Source organism: Xanthobacter dioxanivorans (assembly GCF_016807805.1).
GTDB classification, from domain to species: domain Bacteria; phylum Pseudomonadota; class Alphaproteobacteria; order Rhizobiales; family Xanthobacteraceae; genus Xanthobacter; species Xanthobacter dioxanivorans.
Map to the genome: position 1 here is coordinate 4,317,356 of NZ_CP063362.1, position 15,796 is coordinate 4,333,151.

The window sequence follows — 15,796 nt, forward strand, 5'->3', positions numbered from 1 at the left end:
GGACGACCAGATGATCGTCCCCGGCCGCGTCATTCCTCCAGCAGAGCGGCCATGATGCGCGCGCGCGTCAGCGGCAGATGCCGCAGCCGCACGCCGAGGGCGCCGGCCACCGCATTGCCGATGGCGGCGATCACCGGCCCCTGGGACACCTCGCCGATGCCGAGGGGCGGGTCCTCGGGCGTGCCGAGGATGCGGGTCTCGATCTCCGGAACCTCGGAAAAGCGCAGGATGGGATAGGTTTCCCACTGGTCCGAGGCGACCCTGCCGTCGGCGAACCGCACCTGCTCCTTCAGCGCCCAGCTGGTGGCCTGGATGACGCCGCCCTCGATCTGGTTGCGCGCGCCGTCGGGATTGATGACGCGCCCGGCATCCACGGCGCACCACACGCGCGAGACGCGGACCTCCTCGTCCACCTTGAGTTCCACCACGGTGGCGAGGTAGGCGGCGAAGTTCTTGTAGCGGCTGAAGGCGAAGCCGCGGGCGGTGCCGTCCGGCATCACCGCCCCCCAGCCCGACATGTCCGCCGCCGCGGCGATGACCGCGCGCGCCCGCGGGTCGCTCATCAGCGACAGCCGATAGGCGACGGGGTCCATGCCGGCCGCCTCCGCCAGCTCATCCATGAAGCACTCGATGGCGAAGACGTTGGTGACCGCGCCGAGCCCGCGCATGGACGAGGTGCGCACTGCGTTTTCGGCGACGAAATGGTGCGCGATGGTCTGCGGAAAATCGTAGAGCGAGAAGCCGTTGCGCGTCGCGCCGCCGCCGGCCGCCTCGCTGAGGTCGACGGGCGGCGGGTCCTGCGGCGGGTCTTCCAGCGCCTGCGCGCCGAGCAGGTTGACCGCGCCGTTGATGCCCGGCCGGGCGGCATGGGTGGGGCTCCAGATCTCCTGCGTCCAGGCGAGGGGGCGGCCCTGGGCGTCGAGGTCGGTGGACACCTTCACCAGCATCGCCGCGCCGAAGGGGGCGACGCCCAGCTCGTCCTCGCGGGTCCACAGCACCCGCACGGTCTGCCCCGGCCGGGCCATCGCCGCGAAGGCGGCGTCGAAGGCGGCGTCGTCGGCGCCGTTGTGGCCGTAGCAGCCCGCCCCCTGGTGGTGAATGACGTGGACGGAATCCGGCGCCAGCTTCAGGGCGCAGGCGATGGCGCCGCGCAGGAGAAAGACGCCCTGCGAATGGGTCCAGACGGTGAGCGTGCCATGCTCGAAGCGGGCGAGGCCGCAGGACGGAGCGATGGAGGCGTGGGCGATATAGGGCTTGGAATAGGTGGCCTCCAGCCGGTGGCTCGCCGCCTCCCCGCCTGCCTCCCCTTGCCGGATGATCCGCACCGGAGCAAGCGGCCGCGCAAGCAGGCTCGATGCCTCCGAATCCGCCGCGTCCAGCGTCACGCCGCCCTCCCAGCGCGCCCGCTCGCGCAGGCGCTCGAAGGCGGCGGCCACCTGCCATTCGCGCTCCCCGATCACCGCGACGAGGTCGCCCGACCGCACCAGCGCGACCGCGTCGCCGCCAGCCCGGAGGGCGCCGGCCGCGTCGAGGGCGGCAAGCCGGGCGCCCACGCGCGGACGGTGCAGCACGCGGGCGTGCAGCAGGCCGGGAAAGTCGAGGTCCTGGATGAAGGGAGCGCCGCCGAGCTTCTCCGGCAGGTCGCGGCGCGGCACGTCCGTGCCGACGATGCGCAAGGCGGCGGCGGGCTTGGCTGGCGCGGTGCCGCTGGCCGGTCGCGCGAGGTCCACCGACCCGGCGAGCATCCAGTAGTCGAGGCCGGTCGGCGCATCGTCGCGCAGGATCGTGCCGTCTGTGACGGACAAGGCGCGCACCGGGCAGCCGAGCCGCGCGGCCGCCGCCTCCAGCATCAGCGCCCGCACCTCGGCGCAGACGAGGCGGATGGCGCCGCCGGACAATTCCACCGAGCGGCTGCCGGCCGTATAGCCCTCGTTCGGCGCCGCGACGGTGTCGCCGGACGTGAGCAGGATGCGCGCGATGGCCACGTCCAGCTCCTCGGCGGCGATCTGGACGAGGGCGGTGAGCAGGCCCTGTCCGAGTTCCACCTTTCCGGTGCGCAGGGCCACCTGGCCGCCGGGCAGGATGCCGACCCACTGGTCGATACGCGGATTGTCGGCGAGGCTCTGGGGCAGCGTGTTGGGAATCATGCCGCCACCTCGTTCCGCAGGAGGCTGGCAGCGCGCTCCACCGCCCGCACCATGCGCCCCTGGGCGCCGCAGCGGCACAGATGCGGCTCCAGCGCGGCGATGATCTCGGCGCGCGAGGGCGCCGTGTTGTGGTCGAGCAGCGCCTTTGCCGACAACACGATGCCGGACAGGCAATAGCCGCATTGGCCGGCCTGCTCGTCGAGGAACGCCTGGCGGAGCGGATGCGCGCCGTCGGCGATGGCCTCCGCGGTCTCGATGCTGCGGCCAGCCGCGTCGCCCACCGGCAGCGTGCAGGAATAGGCCGGCTTGCCGTCGACGAGCACCATGCATGCGCCGCACTGCTCCTCGCCGCAGCCGAAGCGGGTCGCCTTCAGGTCGAATTCGTTGCGCAGCACGTGGATCAGCGGAACGCTGTCGTCGATGGTGACGCGCCGCTCGATCCCGTTCACCCGAAACGCAAGTTCACTGGCCATGACGCCTCCATGGAGCCGCAGGATAATCCAACGCCGGACCGGCGCGGCGATGCGCCGGGGCAAGAACGCGCCAGGCAAGAACGCGCCGGGCAAGAGCTCGCTGGATAAACGGGGATGGGCCACGCCATATCGTTGCCTCCGCCGATGATCTGCGCTGTCACGCCTGCATGCTCGACCGCGCCCTTGTGGACGAACCGCCTCGGCGAGGAAAGAAGGAACGTCGGCAAGCCGGTGAAACGATGGACAAGGGCGTCGGCCAATTCCGCGGACCCGCTTGCCGGGCGGGCGGGGCCCCAGGCATCGAAAGGGTTGTTTATCAGTCGATAATCCTTGCTATTGAGCAGCTTGTCAATTATCCAATGACGGCAGGTTCCGCCGGACCTTGCCCTGCAGGCCGGCGCCGAACGGTCCCTCGCCTCAGGCGGGGGGAGCGATTGACCGGTGCGGCTGGTCCAAGCTCGCCGGACCCTGCTCGAGGGATACGGCCACGGCGTGTTCCGCGACCTGAAAAGCCATCAACATGCACCGGCGGTTCCGGCCCGAAGCGGTTCGGCCGGCCCGGCCGGGTCGGAGGAAACAGCATGAGCACACCTGAGCGCCCGCGCGTGGGCATCGTCGGCCTCGGCATCATGGGTTCCGCCTATGCGCGCAACCTGCGGGAGGGCGGCTTCGACGTCGTCGGCTTCGACGTGGCGCCGGCGGCGCAGGCGGCCCTGGCGGCGATGGGCGGCACGGTTGCCGCCTCGCCCGGGGACGTGGCGGCGCAGGCCGACGTGATCCTCATCGCCCTCGCCTCCGTGGACGCGCTGAAGGCCGTATGCGGCGGGCCGGAGGGCCTGGTGCACACCATCCGCCCCGGCGTTCCGGTGGTGGAGATGAGCACCTTCCCGCTCTATGCCAAGGACTATTGCCGGGACCTGTTCGAGGCGAAGGGCAATCCGGTGCTGGATTGCCCGGTGAGCGGCACCGGCGCGCAGGCGGCGGTGCGCGACCTCGTGCTCTACGCGTCCGGCGAGGAGGCGGTGGTCGAGCGGCTGCGTCCCATGTTCGACGGCTTCGCCCGCTCGACGCGCTATGTGGGGCCGTTCGGCTCCGGCACGAAGCTGAAGTTCGTCGCCAACCTCCTCGTGACCATCCACAACCTCTCCACCGCCGAGGCGGTGCTCATGGCGCATCGCTCGGGCCTCGACCTGAAGATGATGTTTGAGGCCATCCGCGACGGCGCCGGCAATTCCCGCATGTTCGAGGTGCGCGCGCCGATGATGTTCGAGGAATGCTACCAGCCGGCGGGCATGAAGTTCGAGGTCTACATGAAGGATCTCGACCTCATCAGCGACTTCGCCCGCGACATGCGGGTGCCGACGCCGCTCCTGGCGGCGAGCATTCCCTTCTACGTGGCAGCGCTTGGCGCCGGGCGGCACGCCGACGACACGGCGGGCCTCTATTCGGTGCTCAAGGAGATGAGCGCGCCGCGCGGCGAATAAACGGCGGTCGGGTCCGCCTCGCCGGCGCGGTGCGGACCCCTCCGGCGCCGGCCTTCGTCGAGGGAGCAGGCGGGCTCAGGCGGGGCCCGTCTTGCGCGGGGAGCGCGTGCGCGGCTTCGCCGGCGGCGGGGCAACGGCCCGGGCCTCGCACCGCCGCTGGGCCAAGATCTCCGCATAGCCGCCAAAGAACAGGTCCAGCGCGCAGGAAATCATCTCGTTCTTCGGCAGGAACGTGCGGGCGTGATAGATGTACTTGCGCACGCCGTAATAGAAGATGCCGCTCTGCAGGTTCCAGGCGATTTCCAGATCGCGGTTGCCGATCGTCTCCGGCGGTTCCAGGCCCTGCTCCACGTGAAATTCGCGGATGATGCGCGACAGCAGTCGCTCCTCGACCAGCGTGATGTAGCGCTCGTTGATGTGTTCGCCCTTCAGGCCCGCGAAGAAATAGATCCGGATCCACAATGGGGTCAGGATGGTGTCGGTATAGGCCTCGTAGAAGTCCTGCAGGCGCGCGCGCAGGGGCCGGCTGCGGTCGGTGAGCAGCGCGTCCCAGCTCGGCTTCCACTGGTCGAGGAAGACGACCTTGTAGATCTCCTGGATCAGCGCGTCCTTGTTGGGAAAGTAGCGGTAGAGCAAAGGCTGGGTGGTGCCGAGATGGCGGGCGAGGTCACGCGTCCCGCCGCCGAACCCCACCTTGGAGAAGTATTCGATGGATTTCGTCAGGATCTCCTGCCGGCGGTCCTCCGCCGAAAGGCGGCGCTTCGGTGCCGGCGCGTCGCGCTCGCCCCGCGCTTCCTGGCCCCGCTGCTCCGGCTTCGCCTTGCGCCGCCCCGCTGCCCGCTCCATGTCGCATCACCTTCTGCCACCAGGCTCCGGAACGCAGCCCGCCCGGAGCGATCGACCCCCGTTTCGCACCAGGCGGTGAATCGCCGCCATCTTACCGGACGAGAGCGGATTTACCCTTTCGACGGAAAGCCGCAGCCATTCCACGAAAAAGCGTCCCGCGCGTGCCCCGGCGGGTGGCGCTGGCGGAACGCCGCGACCGGCCGCGAAACCGGCCCTTTTTGCCCCCGTCCGAGCCGGTCGGCGAGGGTTGCGCCCCTGCCTGTTTCTGCTAATTATCGATCGATAATGAGACCGGAGGAAATCATGCAGGTCAACCGTGCCGCCATTCTCGAAGCGGCGGAAAAGCTCTCCAACTGGGGGCGGTGGGGCAAGGACGACCAGATCGGCACCCTCAACAACGTCTCCCCCGAGGACGTGATCGCCGCCGGCCGGCTGATCCGCAAGGGCAAGGTGTTCTCGCTCGGCCTGTCGCTGAAGGAGCCGATCCAGTCGGGGCTGTTCGGCGGCCGGTGGAACCCCATCCACACCATGCTCGCCACGGGCACCGATGCCGTCGCCGGCAACCAGGACACGCCCTATCCGTACCTGCGCTACGCCGACGACGCCATCAACATGCCCTGCCAGGCGTCCACCCAGTGGGACGCGCTGTGCCACATCTTCCTCGGCGACAAGATGTACAACGGCTACGACGCAAACCTCGTGGACGCCCGTGGCGCGAAAAAGCTCGGCATCGAGCACGTGCGCGACAAGATGGTCGGCCGGGGCGTGCTGCTGGACGTGGCGCGCTTCAAGGGTGTCGCCTCTCTCGATGACGGCTATGCCATCACCATCGCCGACCTCAAGGACACAGCCAAGGCGCAGGGCGTGGAGATCCGCAAGGGCGACTTCGTCATCGTGCGCACCGGCCACCAGGAGCGCTGCCTCGCGAACAAGGACTGGAGCGGCTATGCGGGCGGCGCCGCCCCGGGCTTCGCCTTCGAGACCTGCTACTGGATCCGCGAGACGGACATCGCCGCCATCTGCTCGGACACCTGGGGCTGCGAGGTGCGGCCCAACGAGACCGATGAGGCCAACCAGCCGTGGCATTGGGTGGTCATCCCCGCCATCGGCATCTCCATGGGGGAGATCTTCTACCTGAAGGAGCTCGCGGAGGACTGCGCGGCCGACAAGGTGTACGAATTCTTCTTCACCGCGCCGCCCCTGCACCTGCCCGGCGGCGCCGGCTCCCCCATCAATCCCCAGGCGGTGAAGTGAGGCGTCAGACCATGGCACGCTTTCTCAAGACCAGCCGCGACGCCGCCGCCCGCGCCGAGGACCTTCACAAGGTCCGTGTCACGGTTGAAGGCATCCTCGCCGACATCGAGGCACGGGGCGATGCCGCCGTGCGCGAGTTGTCGGTGAAGTTCGACGGCTGGGACCGCGACGACTACCGGCTCTCCGAGCAGGAGATCGAGGCCTGCCTGTCGAAGCTGACGAGACGCGACCTCGACGACATCCGCTTCGCCCAGGAGCAGGTGCGCAACTTCGCCCGGCACCAGAAGGACGCGCTGAAGGACATCGAGGTGGAGACGCTGCCCGGCGTGGTGCTCGGGCACAAGAACATCCCCGTGAACTCGGTGGGCTGCTACGTGCCCGGCGGCAAGTATCCGCTGCTGGCGTCGGCCCACATGTCGGTGATCACCGCCAAGGTGGCGGGGGTGAAGCGCATCGTCACCTGCGCGCCGCCCTATCACGGCGAGCCGGCGCCGGCCATCGTCGCCGCCCAGCACCTGGCGGGGGCGGATGCCATCTACTGCCTCGGCGGCATCCAGGCGGTGGGCGCAATGGCGCTGGGCACGCAGAGCATGGAGCCGGTGGACATGCTGGTGGGCCCGGGCAACGCCTTCGTGGCCGAGGCCAAGCGCCAGCTCTACGGCCGCGTGGGCATCGACCTGTTCGCCGGCCCCACCGAGACGCTGGTGATCGCCGACGAGAGCGTGGATGCCGAGATGTGCGCCACCGACCTCCTCGGCCAGGCCGAGCACGGGCCGAACTCGCCCGCCATCCTGCTCACCAACTCGGAGAAGCTGGCGCGCGAGACCATGGCCGAGGTGGAGCGCCTGCTCACCATCCTGCCCACCGCCGAGGTGGCGCGAAAGGCGTGGGAGGACTACGGCGAGGTCATCGTCTGCGACAGCTACGAGGAGATGGTGCGGGAAGCCGACCGCATCGCCTCCGAGCACGTGCAGGTGATGACCCGGGACCCCGACTATTTCCTGGCGAACATGACCAATTACGGCGCCCTGTTCCTCGGCCCGCGCACCAACGTGGCGTTCGGCGACAAGGTGATCGGCACCAACCACACGCTGCCGACCCTCAAGTCGGCGCGCTATACCGGCGGGCTGTGGGTGGGCAAGTTCCTGAAGACCTGTACCTACCAGCGGGTCCTCACCGACGAGGCCTCGGCCATGATCGGGGAATACTGCTCCCGGCTGTGCATGCTGGAGGGCTTCGCCGGCCATGCGGAGCAGGCCAACGTGCGGGTGCGCCGCTATGGCGGGCGCAACATCCCCTACGCCACGGCGGCCGAATAGGCGGCTCGCCTGCCTCCGCCCTCGCAAGGGACCCGTGCGCGGGTCCCTTTTTGTGTTCGCCCCTTTTCGCGGTTGCTCTGGGAGGGCGCCATGGACCTACCGAAGACGCCAAGCTTCGATCTTTCCGGCAAGCGTGCTCTCGTCACCGGTGCCGGTCGCGGCATCGGCCTTGCCGCCGCCGCCGCCCTTGCCCAGGCCGGGGCTGATGTGACCCTGGCCGCCCGCAGTCTCGACGAGGTGGAGGCCGCCGCCGCCGCCATCCGCGCCGAGGGAGGCAAGGCGCGGGCCCTCGCCCTCGACGTCACCGATTTGCCGCGCATGCAGGAAACGCTGGCCGCCGCCGGCCCGTTCGACGTGCTGGTGAACAACGCCGGCACCAACCGGCCGAGCGCCTTCACCGACGTGACCATCGAGGATTTCGACGCGGTCATGGCGATCAACGTGCGCGCGGCGTATTTCGTCGCCCAGGCGGTGGCGCGCGGCATGGTGGCGGCCGGGAAGGGCGGGTCCATCATCCATGTCTCGTCGCAGATGGGGCATGTGGGCGGCGCCCGCCGCTCCATCTATTGCGCCTCGAAATGGGCCATGGAGGGCTTCTCCAAGGCCATGGCCATCGAACTGGCGCCGCACCGGGTGCGGGTGAACACCCTGGCGCCCACCTTCATCCAGACGCCCATGACCCGCCCGTTCTTCGCCGACCAGGCCTTCCGGGAAAGCGTGCTCTCCAAGATCAAGCTCGGTCGCATCGGCGAGGTGGAGGACCTGATGGGCGCGGTGGTCTTCCTCGCCTCGGACGCGGCGGCGCTGATGACCGGGTCCTCGCTCGTCGTCGACGGCGGCTGGACGGCGGAATAGGGCGCCGGGCCTCGCTCGCTGCCGAGCAAGAAAAAACCCCCGCCTGGCTTGACGTGCCGCGCGGGGGTTTTTCGTTCCGGTGGGAGAAGTTTCCCTACCGTCGGCGGGATAAAATGCGGGGGTCTCGCTGTTGGGATGAGACCCCCGCAAGGCAGACGGCGGCGTGCGTCTCGCTCAGCGCCGCGTCTCCGGGTGCCAGGCCAGGAGGTAGGCCCGCAGGCGCTCGACGGCGCGCACCACCAGCGCGCCAAGGAGGGCGATCTCCACGATCCCGGCGAACACCCCCACCGAGTCGGCGAAGCGCCCCGCCTGCATCATGCTGCCGCCGATGCCGGGGCCGCCCATCAGCATTTCCGTGACCACGGTGGTGATGAGCGCCACCGGCACCGCGATCTGCACGCCGGTGAGGATCTGGGGCAGCGCCATGGGCAGCACCACCTCCCGCAGCACCTCGTTCTGCGTGGCGCCGAACGAGCGCGCCGACCACACCACCCACTTGTCCACCCCGAGGGTGCCGGCATAGGTCGCCGAGACCAGCGGGAAGAAGCAGGAGAAGGCGATCATCACGATCTTCGACGTGTCGAAGATGCCGAACCACAGGATGAAGATCGGCAGGAACGAGATCTTCGGCATGGGGAAGCCCACCGAAATCAGCGGGTCGAAGAACCAGCGCACGCCGGCGTTGCGCGCCATCAGCACGCCGAGCGGAATCGCCACCACCAGCGCGATGGCAAAGCCCGTCGCCGCCCGGTAGAGGGTGAGGCCGAGGTCGGCGAAGACGGTTCCGGCGGCGACGTTGGCGCCGATCCGCATCAGCACCGAGGACAGGCGCGGCAGCAGGAACGGATGCACGAGGCCGAGCCGCGTCACCGTTTCCCACGCCGCCAGCAGCACCAGGACCACGAGGCACTGGATCATCGTGTCGCCGGTCAGCCGGCGCCCGATGCCGCGCCACGCCCCCAGGAGCGGCGCGCCGGGGCCGGGCGCGGTGGCGGGGCGGGAGCCGGGGCGCTCCATGGGTGTCGCTGAGACGGTGGGGGTGGCCGATCGGTTCATGGCTCCCTCCAGCGCAGCTGGTACCGCACGAAGCTTCCGTAGAGCCGGTCCGCGGTGAAACCGAAGGCCGCCACCACGAGGATGACGGCGAACATGGAGGCGTAGGCGCCGCCGTCGCCGAGCTGGCTGATCAGGTAGCCGAACCCGTCCTTGGCGATGACGAATTCGGACGAGACCATCAGGATGAAGGCGAAGGCGAGGGCCGTGCGGATGCCGCTGAGCAGCTCCGGCATGGCCGCCGGCAGGGTGATCTGGAGCAGCGTCGCCGCCGGCGATGCCCCGAGCGAGCGTGCCGACCACAGGAAGAACGGGTTGACCCCGCGCGCGCCGTTGTACGAGCTCACGATCACCGGCAGCAGGCAGCCGATGAATATCAGCACGATCTTCGACATGTCGCCGAGCCCGAACCAGATCATCATCACCGGGATCAGGGCCGACTTGGGCATGGGGTAGAAGATCTGCACCACCGGGTTCACCAGCAGGCGCACCGGCCGGAACGAGGCCATGAGCAGCCCCGCCGCCGAGCCCACCAGCACCGCCAGGCCGAAGCCCGCCGCGGCGCGGGTGAGGGAGCGCAGGCCATGGCGGATGATCTCGCCGTCGAGGATCAGGTCCCACAGCGCCGCCAGCACCGACATCACGTCCGGCAACAGCTGGTTGGAGAGGGGGCCGGCGGTGGCGATGATCTCCCACATCACCAGCACGATGAGGAGCGGGGCATAGCGCACCGCGGTGTTGGCGAGGCTTCCCATCAGTGGGCGCTCCGCGTTGCGGCGATGGCCTGGTCGCGCACGAGGCCCCAGATGTGCTCGCCCATCTCGACGAATTCCGGCCTCTTCACCACGTCCTCGCCGGGCTCGCGGTTGAAGCCCACGTCGATGACGTGCTGTATGCGGCCCGGCCGTGCGCTCATGATGGAGATGCGGTCGGCGAGGAACACGGCCTCCTGCACGTCGTGGGTGACGAACACCACGGTCTTGCGGGTGCGCTGCCAGATGGAGCGGAGCTCCTCCTGCATGACGCGCCGCGTCTGCGCGTCCAGCGCCCCGAACGGCTCGTCCATGAGCAGGATCTCGGGGTCCACCGCCAGCGTGCGGGCGATGGCGGCGCGCTGCTGCATGCCGCCGGAGAGCTGGGAGGGGAAGGCGTTCTCGAACCCGGACAGGTGGACGAGATCGATGAAGTGGCGCGCCTTCTCCTCGCGCTCCTTCTTCGGAAGCCCCAGTTTCTCCAGGCCGTAGAGGGTGTTCTGAAGCACCGTCTTCCAGGGAAACAGGGCGAAGTTCTGGAACACGATGCCGCGCTCGGGATTGGGGCCGGTCACCGGCCCGCGCGCGGTCTCGATCACCCCGGACTGCACCGGAATGAAGCCGCCGATGAGATAGAGCAGGGTGCTCTTGCCGCAGCCGGACGGGCCGAGCAACGCGTGGAACTCGTTCGGCCGGATGTCGAGGGTGATGTGGTCGAGGGCGGTGACGCCGCCCTGGCCGTTGCGGCCGCCATAATGATGGCTGACATCGCGGATCTCGATCCCCACGGCGTTCGGATCGGTGCCCGTTCGGGCGTCGAGGCGTTGGGCGCTCATTGTGTCTTGCCCTCGCTCGCCTGGATGCGGCGCTTGGCTTCCTCGACGAAGCTCAGGTCCACGTGCTTCGGCGCCACCTGGAAGGGAGCGGGCAAGGCGCCGGCCTTCACGGACGCGTCCACCATGCTCTGCAGGTTCGGGATGTTGGGGATGAGGAAAGGGTCGCGATAATAATCGGCCGTGGTGAACATGTAGTCGAAGTTTTCCGGCGGCTGCTTCATGAACTTGCCGATCAGCGCGCTCGCCTCGGTCTTGTTTTTCGGATCCATGAACCAGCGCATGGCGCGGACGTGGTCCTCGAAGAAGTCCATCACCGCCTGCTTGTTCTTTTGCAGGAAGTCATTGCGGGCGGTGAGGAAGACGAGCTCGGACGGGCCGACGGAGTCCTTGATGGTGTAGAGCACCTTGAACTTGCCCGACTTCACCAGCTTGTCGGACATGGGCTGCACCACCATGCCCATGTCGATCTTGCCCTCCTCGATCATGGCCGGGATGTTGGGGAAGGCCACCTCGATGGAGGTGTAGTCGCGCTTGTCGACGAGGCCCTTGTTGAGCAGCAGTACGCGCATGCCGGTGTCGGAGGCGGAGCCGATGGCGTTGGTGCCGATGCGCTTGCCCTTCAGGTCCTCCGGCTTGTTGATGCCGCTGTCGGCGCGCACGAGGAAGGTGTCGGAATGGTAGTCGCCGACCCCGTCCTGGATGATGTCGGCCACCACCTTCACATCGAGCCCGGCATTGTTCACCGCGAAGGCGAGGGCGGTGCCGGCGAAGGCCGCCATGTCGATCTCGCCGGCCGCCATGGCGGTGATCTGCGGGGTCGAGCCGCGGAACAGGATCGGTTCCACCACATAGCTCTTGCCGTAGTGCTTGAGCACGCTGGGGTTCGAATAGAGCACCGGGATCATGTGCCCGGGCATGGTCGACCAGCCGATGCGGATCTTGATCGGATCGGCCGCCGCGGGGGTGGCGAGGCCCCCCAGCGCGAAGCTTGTCGAGACCATGGCGGCGACGGCGAGTGCGCGGCGAATCCATCGCCTGCGATGCATGTTCATTCCATCCTCCCATCTCGTTTTATTTTCGCCGCCGCTCGAGGCGGCAGTCGTTCGGTGGTGAGCTTGTGCCGGTCCGGCGACCAGGGCGCCGGTGGCGTTGTCCGGCTCCCCTTGGGGTATCAGGCCCGTTCGGCGGAACGATGCTGCAACATTTATTGAGCGTTCGATCAATATCCTGATGTTCGAACAAACGGGTGTCAACCAAATTTCGGCGCACTCACGCGATGGGCCTTGCGCGGCCGCGCCGCAGCCGGCTCCGGCTTCAGGCGCGCTTCCTGCGCACGAAGCTCTCCATCTGTTCCATCACCCGCGCGAGGCTGTCGCGATAGTGCGCCATCAGCAGCACCTCGGCCTCGTCGGCCCGCCGCGCCAGCACCGCCTCGGCCATGGCCTGGTGCTGGCTGCGCACCTCGTCGAACAGGGAATAGGACTGGGCCATGCTGAGCACGATGAAGCGGCGGTAGCGCTGGCACTGGTCCGACAGGGTGGCGCAGAAATGCAGCAGCCAACGGGACTCGCAGGCGGCGATGAGGCTGGTGTGGAAGCGGTCGTGACGCCGCTCCCATTCGTCGATTGCCGCATTGTCGTCGGAGGAGGAGGGCAGGGGGCTGCGCACGAGGCGGTGCAGGGCGACGAGGATCTCGTCCTCCCAATCCTCGCCGCCGCGGGCGATGGAATCGCGCAGCGCCTGGCAGCTCAGCTGGATGCGCAGCTGGCACAGATCGTTGAGGTCCTTGAGGGACAGGGGCGCCGCCATGAAGCCGCGCTGGCCCTCGAAGTCCACCAGCCGCTCGGAGGCGAGGCGCACCAGCGCCTCGCGCAGCGGGCCGATGCCCACCTCGTAGCGGGCGCTCAGCTGGCGGAAGGGCAGGCGGGTGCCCGGCGTGATGCGACCGGCGATGAGGTCCGAGCGCAGGCGGGCGTAGATGCCCTCGCCCAGGGTCTTGGGATCGCCCTCCCCGGCGGCGGTCTCCATGTCGAGCACCACCGCCGCGGGCTTGCCGTCATGCGGGTCCGCCCCCGCTCCGGTTCGGGTGGCGCGGCGCCGCACCGGGGCGGCGGAGGCCCGTCCGGCCTTGGCCGCGTTGGGCTTCAGCGCGGCTGCCTTCGCAGCGCCGGCTGCGGCGGAAGTGGCGCGCGAGGCGGGCTTGGTCTTTGAATTCGGCATCTGAAATTCCAACAAGTGTGCGGCTGGCCGCAAATGCGCTGCGTATGCCGGTCATTATGAACACAAATCGCAAAATCGTCGATAGATCGATTTGTTGGATCAGAATGCACTTGATCGAACATCGAAGTCCTGAGAGAAAATAGGGACGGATCACGCGGCCCGCGGACGGCTCGCCAGACGGAGCTCCGCGCGTCCCGCCGCCGCCGAACCTTAAGGACGCATCATGCTGATGACCAAGCAACCGCCCGCCGGCGAGCAGGGCTCCACGCGCAATTTCCGCCTGCTCGCCCAGCATGAGCTCGGCGGCTTCGGCGGCCTCGGCGAGGGCATGTCGATCCAGATCGCCAGGGACGGCCGGCGTATCCTCTGGCTCGCCCACGAAAGCGCGCCGAAGAACTTCACCGGCATGGACGTGACCGATCCCAGGAACCCGCGGATCGTGGTGCAGACCGAGCTGCCCCAGTCGCACATGCGCTCGAACTCGCTGGAGGTCACCGGCGACATCATGGCGGTGGCCTACCAGACCCAGAAGGCCGGCCAGCAGCCGGCGGGGCTGGAGCTGTTCGACGTGTCAGTGCCGGAGAACCCGCGCTCCATCGCCTTCCTCGATGCCTCCGGCCCCCACTCGCGCGGGGTGCACCAGCTGTGGTTCTGCGACGGCGAGTTCGTCCACATGGCCGCCGGCGCGCCCGACTTCATCCCGCGCAACCCGCTGGACGACCAGTGCTATCGCATCATCGACGTGCGCAATCCGTCGAAGCCGGTGGAGGCAGGGCGCTGGTGGCTGCCCGGCACGCGGGAGGGCGACGCCGCCCCGCCCCCGGTGCGCCACAAGCCGGAGAACGACTTCGGCTTCCGCGCCCACAACACCAACGTCTACCCGCAGCGGCCGGACCGCTGCTATCTCGGCTATCTCGATGCCGGCATGATCATCCTCGACATCTCCGACAAGTCGGCGCCCAAGCAGGTGGCGCGGTGGGACAATTCCCCCCCTACGTGGGCTTCACCCACACCGCGCTGCCGCTGTTCGACCGCGGGCTCATGGTGGTGAGCGATGAATCCGTGGTGGACGACGGCAAGGACTGGCCCAAGCTCATCTGGATCCTCGACGTGCGGGAGGAGACCAACCCCATCCCCATCGCCACCTGCCCGCCGCCGGCGCTGGACGTCTACGCCCACCGGGGCGGGCGCATCGGCGCCCACAACCTGCACGAGAACGTGCCGCTGCCGACCTCCTGGTTCTCGGACCAGGTGATCATCGGCACCTTCTTCAATGGCGGGCTGCGCGCCTACGACATCTCCAACCCCTACCAGCCCACGGAGATCGGCCACTTCGTGCCGCCGGCGCCGCGCCTTGCGCCCACCGGCGCGATCCAGCTCAATGACGTGTTCGTGGACGAGCGCGGCATCGTCTACACGGTCGACCGCCACGTGGGCGGCCTCTACGTGCTGGAGATGGACTTCTGAGCCCGCTTGCACCCGCCACGCTCTTCGGCGGCGGCCCGTTCGGCCGGCGGCTCGGCCGGCCGGGGGCGGGGCGCATTCCGGTGACGGTGGTCACAGGCTTCCTCGGCGCCGGCAAGACCACCCTCATCCGCGCCGCGCTGGCCCATCCCGCGGCGGCGCGCACGGCGGTGATCGTCAACGAGTTCGCCGAGACCGGCATCGACGACGTGCTGCTGCGCACCGCCTCGCAGGACGTGACCCTCATCGGCAACGGCTGCATCTGCTGCGCCGCCCGCAGCGACCTGAACCGGGCGCTGCGGGCGCTCTACGCCGACCGCGAGCGCGGCGCGGTGCCGCCTTTCGACCGGGTGGTGGTGGAGACCTCCGGCGTGAGCGAGCCGGCCCCGGTGCTGCAGAACTTCGCCACCGACCGCACGGTGACCAGCGCCTATGCCCTGGAGGGCCTCGTTACCGTCGTCGACAGCGTCCTCGCGTCCCGCACCCAGGCCCATGCGCCCATCTGGAGCGAGCAGGTGGCGCTGGCGGACCGCATCGTCCTCACCAAGGCCGACCTTCTCCCGCCCGCAAGTGCGGCGGCGACGCGTGCCCTCGTCGGCGCGCTCAATCCGCAGGCGGCGATCGCCGATGCGGCCGACGTGCGCGAGGCGCCCGCTTTCCTTTTCGGCGCGCCGGGGCATGAGCGCACGGGCTTTGCCTGCACGCCGCAGCCGGCGCTCCCGGCCGGCGCGCCCTATGTGTCGTTCGTCCTCACCTTCGACGCGCCGTTCCACTGGGCCCTGTTCACCCGGATCATGGATGCGCTGGCGGCTACCCGCGGGGAGGACCTGCTGCGGGTCAAGGGGCTGGTGAACGTGGAAGGCTGCGCCGGGCCGGTGGTGGTGCACCATGTGCAGCACCTCGCCGCCCCGCCGGAGGAGCTTTCCGCCTGGCCGGCGACGGCAGGCGGCGCCGACCGGCGCACCCGCCTCGTCTTCATCACCCGCGGCCTGTCGCGGCAGAAGGTGGTGGCGTTGTTCGCCGCCCACCTGGACCTCGTGGCCGCGGACGCCGCGCGCCTCGACCCCGACGCCGCCATGCGTGCGGGCTGAGG

15 protein-coding genes are annotated in these 15,796 nt (G+C 69.0%); 7 read left to right on the forward strand and 8 right to left on the reverse strand.

Annotation, left to right across the window (positions count from 1 at the left end):
• Positions 1-29 precede the first annotated feature (29 nt).
• Entirely contained in the window at positions 30-2,147 is a 2,118-nt protein-coding gene (locus tag EZH22_RS20110) for a xanthine dehydrogenase family protein molybdopterin-binding subunit (protein WP_203192234.1), read from the reverse strand.
• The gene (locus EZH22_RS20115; RefSeq protein ID WP_203192235.1) at positions 2,144-2,620 is read right to left on the reverse strand and encodes a (2Fe-2S)-binding protein; all 477 of its coding nucleotides are present in this window, start codon (positions 2,618-2,620) and stop codon (positions 2,144-2,146) included. Before EZH22_RS20115 ends, EZH22_RS20110 begins: the two co-directional genes overlap by 4 nt.
• Positions 2,621-3,201: 581 nt before the next feature.
• On the opposite strand from EZH22_RS20115, the gene EZH22_RS20120 reads away from it, so the two are divergent.
• The gene (locus EZH22_RS20120) at positions 3,202-4,104 is read left to right on the forward strand and encodes an NAD(P)-dependent oxidoreductase (protein ID WP_203192236.1); all 903 of its coding nucleotides are present in this window, start codon (positions 3,202-3,204) and stop codon (positions 4,102-4,104) included.
• Between the two features lie 75 nt (positions 4,105-4,179).
• On the opposite strand, the gene EZH22_RS20125 is transcribed toward EZH22_RS20120, so the two are convergent.
• Positions 4,180-4,950: a TetR/AcrR family transcriptional regulator gene (locus EZH22_RS20125; RefSeq protein ID WP_203192237.1), complete on the reverse strand. Its 771-nt coding sequence runs from the start codon at positions 4,948-4,950 to the stop codon at positions 4,180-4,182.
• Positions 4,951-5,253: 303 nt separating this feature from the next.
• On the opposite strand from EZH22_RS20125, the gene EZH22_RS20130 reads away from it, so the two are divergent.
• The 3 genes from EZH22_RS20130 (at position 5,254) to EZH22_RS20140 (ending at position 8,378) form a co-directional block, all read left to right on the forward strand.
• Positions 5,254-6,204, forward strand: a complete 951-nt coding sequence (locus tag EZH22_RS20130; RefSeq protein ID WP_203192238.1) for a cyclase family protein — start codon at positions 5,254-5,256, stop codon at positions 6,202-6,204.
• An 11-nt stretch (positions 6,205-6,215) separates the two neighbouring features.
• A complete protein-coding gene (gene hisD, locus EZH22_RS20135) occupies positions 6,216-7,523 on the forward strand; it encodes a histidinol dehydrogenase (protein WP_203192239.1) in 1,308 nt (435 codons plus the stop codon).
• A 90-nt stretch (positions 7,524-7,613) separates the two neighbouring features.
• On the forward strand, positions 7,614-8,378 hold the full coding sequence (locus tag EZH22_RS20140; RefSeq protein ID WP_203192240.1) for an SDR family NAD(P)-dependent oxidoreductase: 765 nt from the start codon (positions 7,614-7,616) through the stop codon (positions 8,376-8,378).
• Positions 8,379-8,552: 174 nt separating this feature from the next.
• On the opposite strand, the gene EZH22_RS20145 is transcribed toward EZH22_RS20140, so the two are convergent.
• The 5 genes from EZH22_RS20145 to EZH22_RS20165 all read right to left on the reverse strand — a co-directional run bounded on the left by EZH22_RS20145 (position 8,553) and on the right by EZH22_RS20165 (position 13,239).
• Positions 8,553-9,434, reverse strand: coding sequence for an ABC transporter permease (locus EZH22_RS20145; RefSeq protein WP_203192241.1), 882 nt, complete (start codon positions 9,432-9,434; stop codon positions 8,553-8,555).
• Entirely contained in the window at positions 9,431-10,186 is a 756-nt protein-coding gene (locus EZH22_RS20150; protein WP_203192242.1) for an ABC transporter permease, read from the reverse strand. The genes EZH22_RS20145 and EZH22_RS20150 overlap by 4 nt, the downstream gene beginning before the upstream one ends.
• Entirely contained in the window at positions 10,186-11,019 is an 834-nt protein-coding gene (locus EZH22_RS20155) for an ABC transporter ATP-binding protein (RefSeq protein ID WP_203192243.1), read from the reverse strand. The genes EZH22_RS20150 and EZH22_RS20155 overlap by 1 nt, the downstream gene beginning before the upstream one ends.
• On the reverse strand, positions 11,016-12,071 hold the full coding sequence (locus tag EZH22_RS20160; RefSeq protein ID WP_203192244.1) for an ABC transporter substrate-binding protein: 1,056 nt from the start codon (positions 12,069-12,071) through the stop codon (positions 11,016-11,018). Before EZH22_RS20160 ends, EZH22_RS20155 begins: the two co-directional genes overlap by 4 nt.
• Positions 12,072-12,333: 262 nt before the next feature.
• On the reverse strand, positions 12,334-13,239 hold the full coding sequence (locus EZH22_RS20165; protein WP_203192245.1) for a GntR family transcriptional regulator: 906 nt from the start codon (positions 13,237-13,239) through the stop codon (positions 12,334-12,336).
• A gap of 229 nt (positions 13,240-13,468) precedes the next feature.
• Between EZH22_RS20165 and EZH22_RS31930 the strand changes: the two genes are divergently transcribed.
• From EZH22_RS31930 to EZH22_RS20175, 3 genes are all read left to right on the forward strand, one after another.
• Positions 13,469-14,290, forward strand: coding sequence for an LVIVD repeat-containing protein (locus EZH22_RS31930; RefSeq protein ID WP_231711069.1), 822 nt, complete (start codon positions 13,469-13,471; stop codon positions 14,288-14,290).
• Positions 14,215-14,706 (forward strand): LVIVD repeat-containing protein, encoded by a 492-nt coding sequence (locus tag EZH22_RS31935; RefSeq protein ID WP_231711070.1) that lies wholly within the window; start codon positions 14,215-14,217, stop codon positions 14,704-14,706. The genes EZH22_RS31930 and EZH22_RS31935 overlap by 76 nt, the downstream gene beginning before the upstream one ends.
• 80 nt (positions 14,707-14,786) lie before the next feature.
• Positions 14,787-15,794 (forward strand): CobW family GTP-binding protein, encoded by a 1,008-nt coding sequence (locus tag EZH22_RS20175; protein WP_203192246.1) that lies wholly within the window; start codon positions 14,787-14,789, stop codon positions 15,792-15,794.
• Positions 15,795-15,796: the final 2 nt, after the last annotated feature.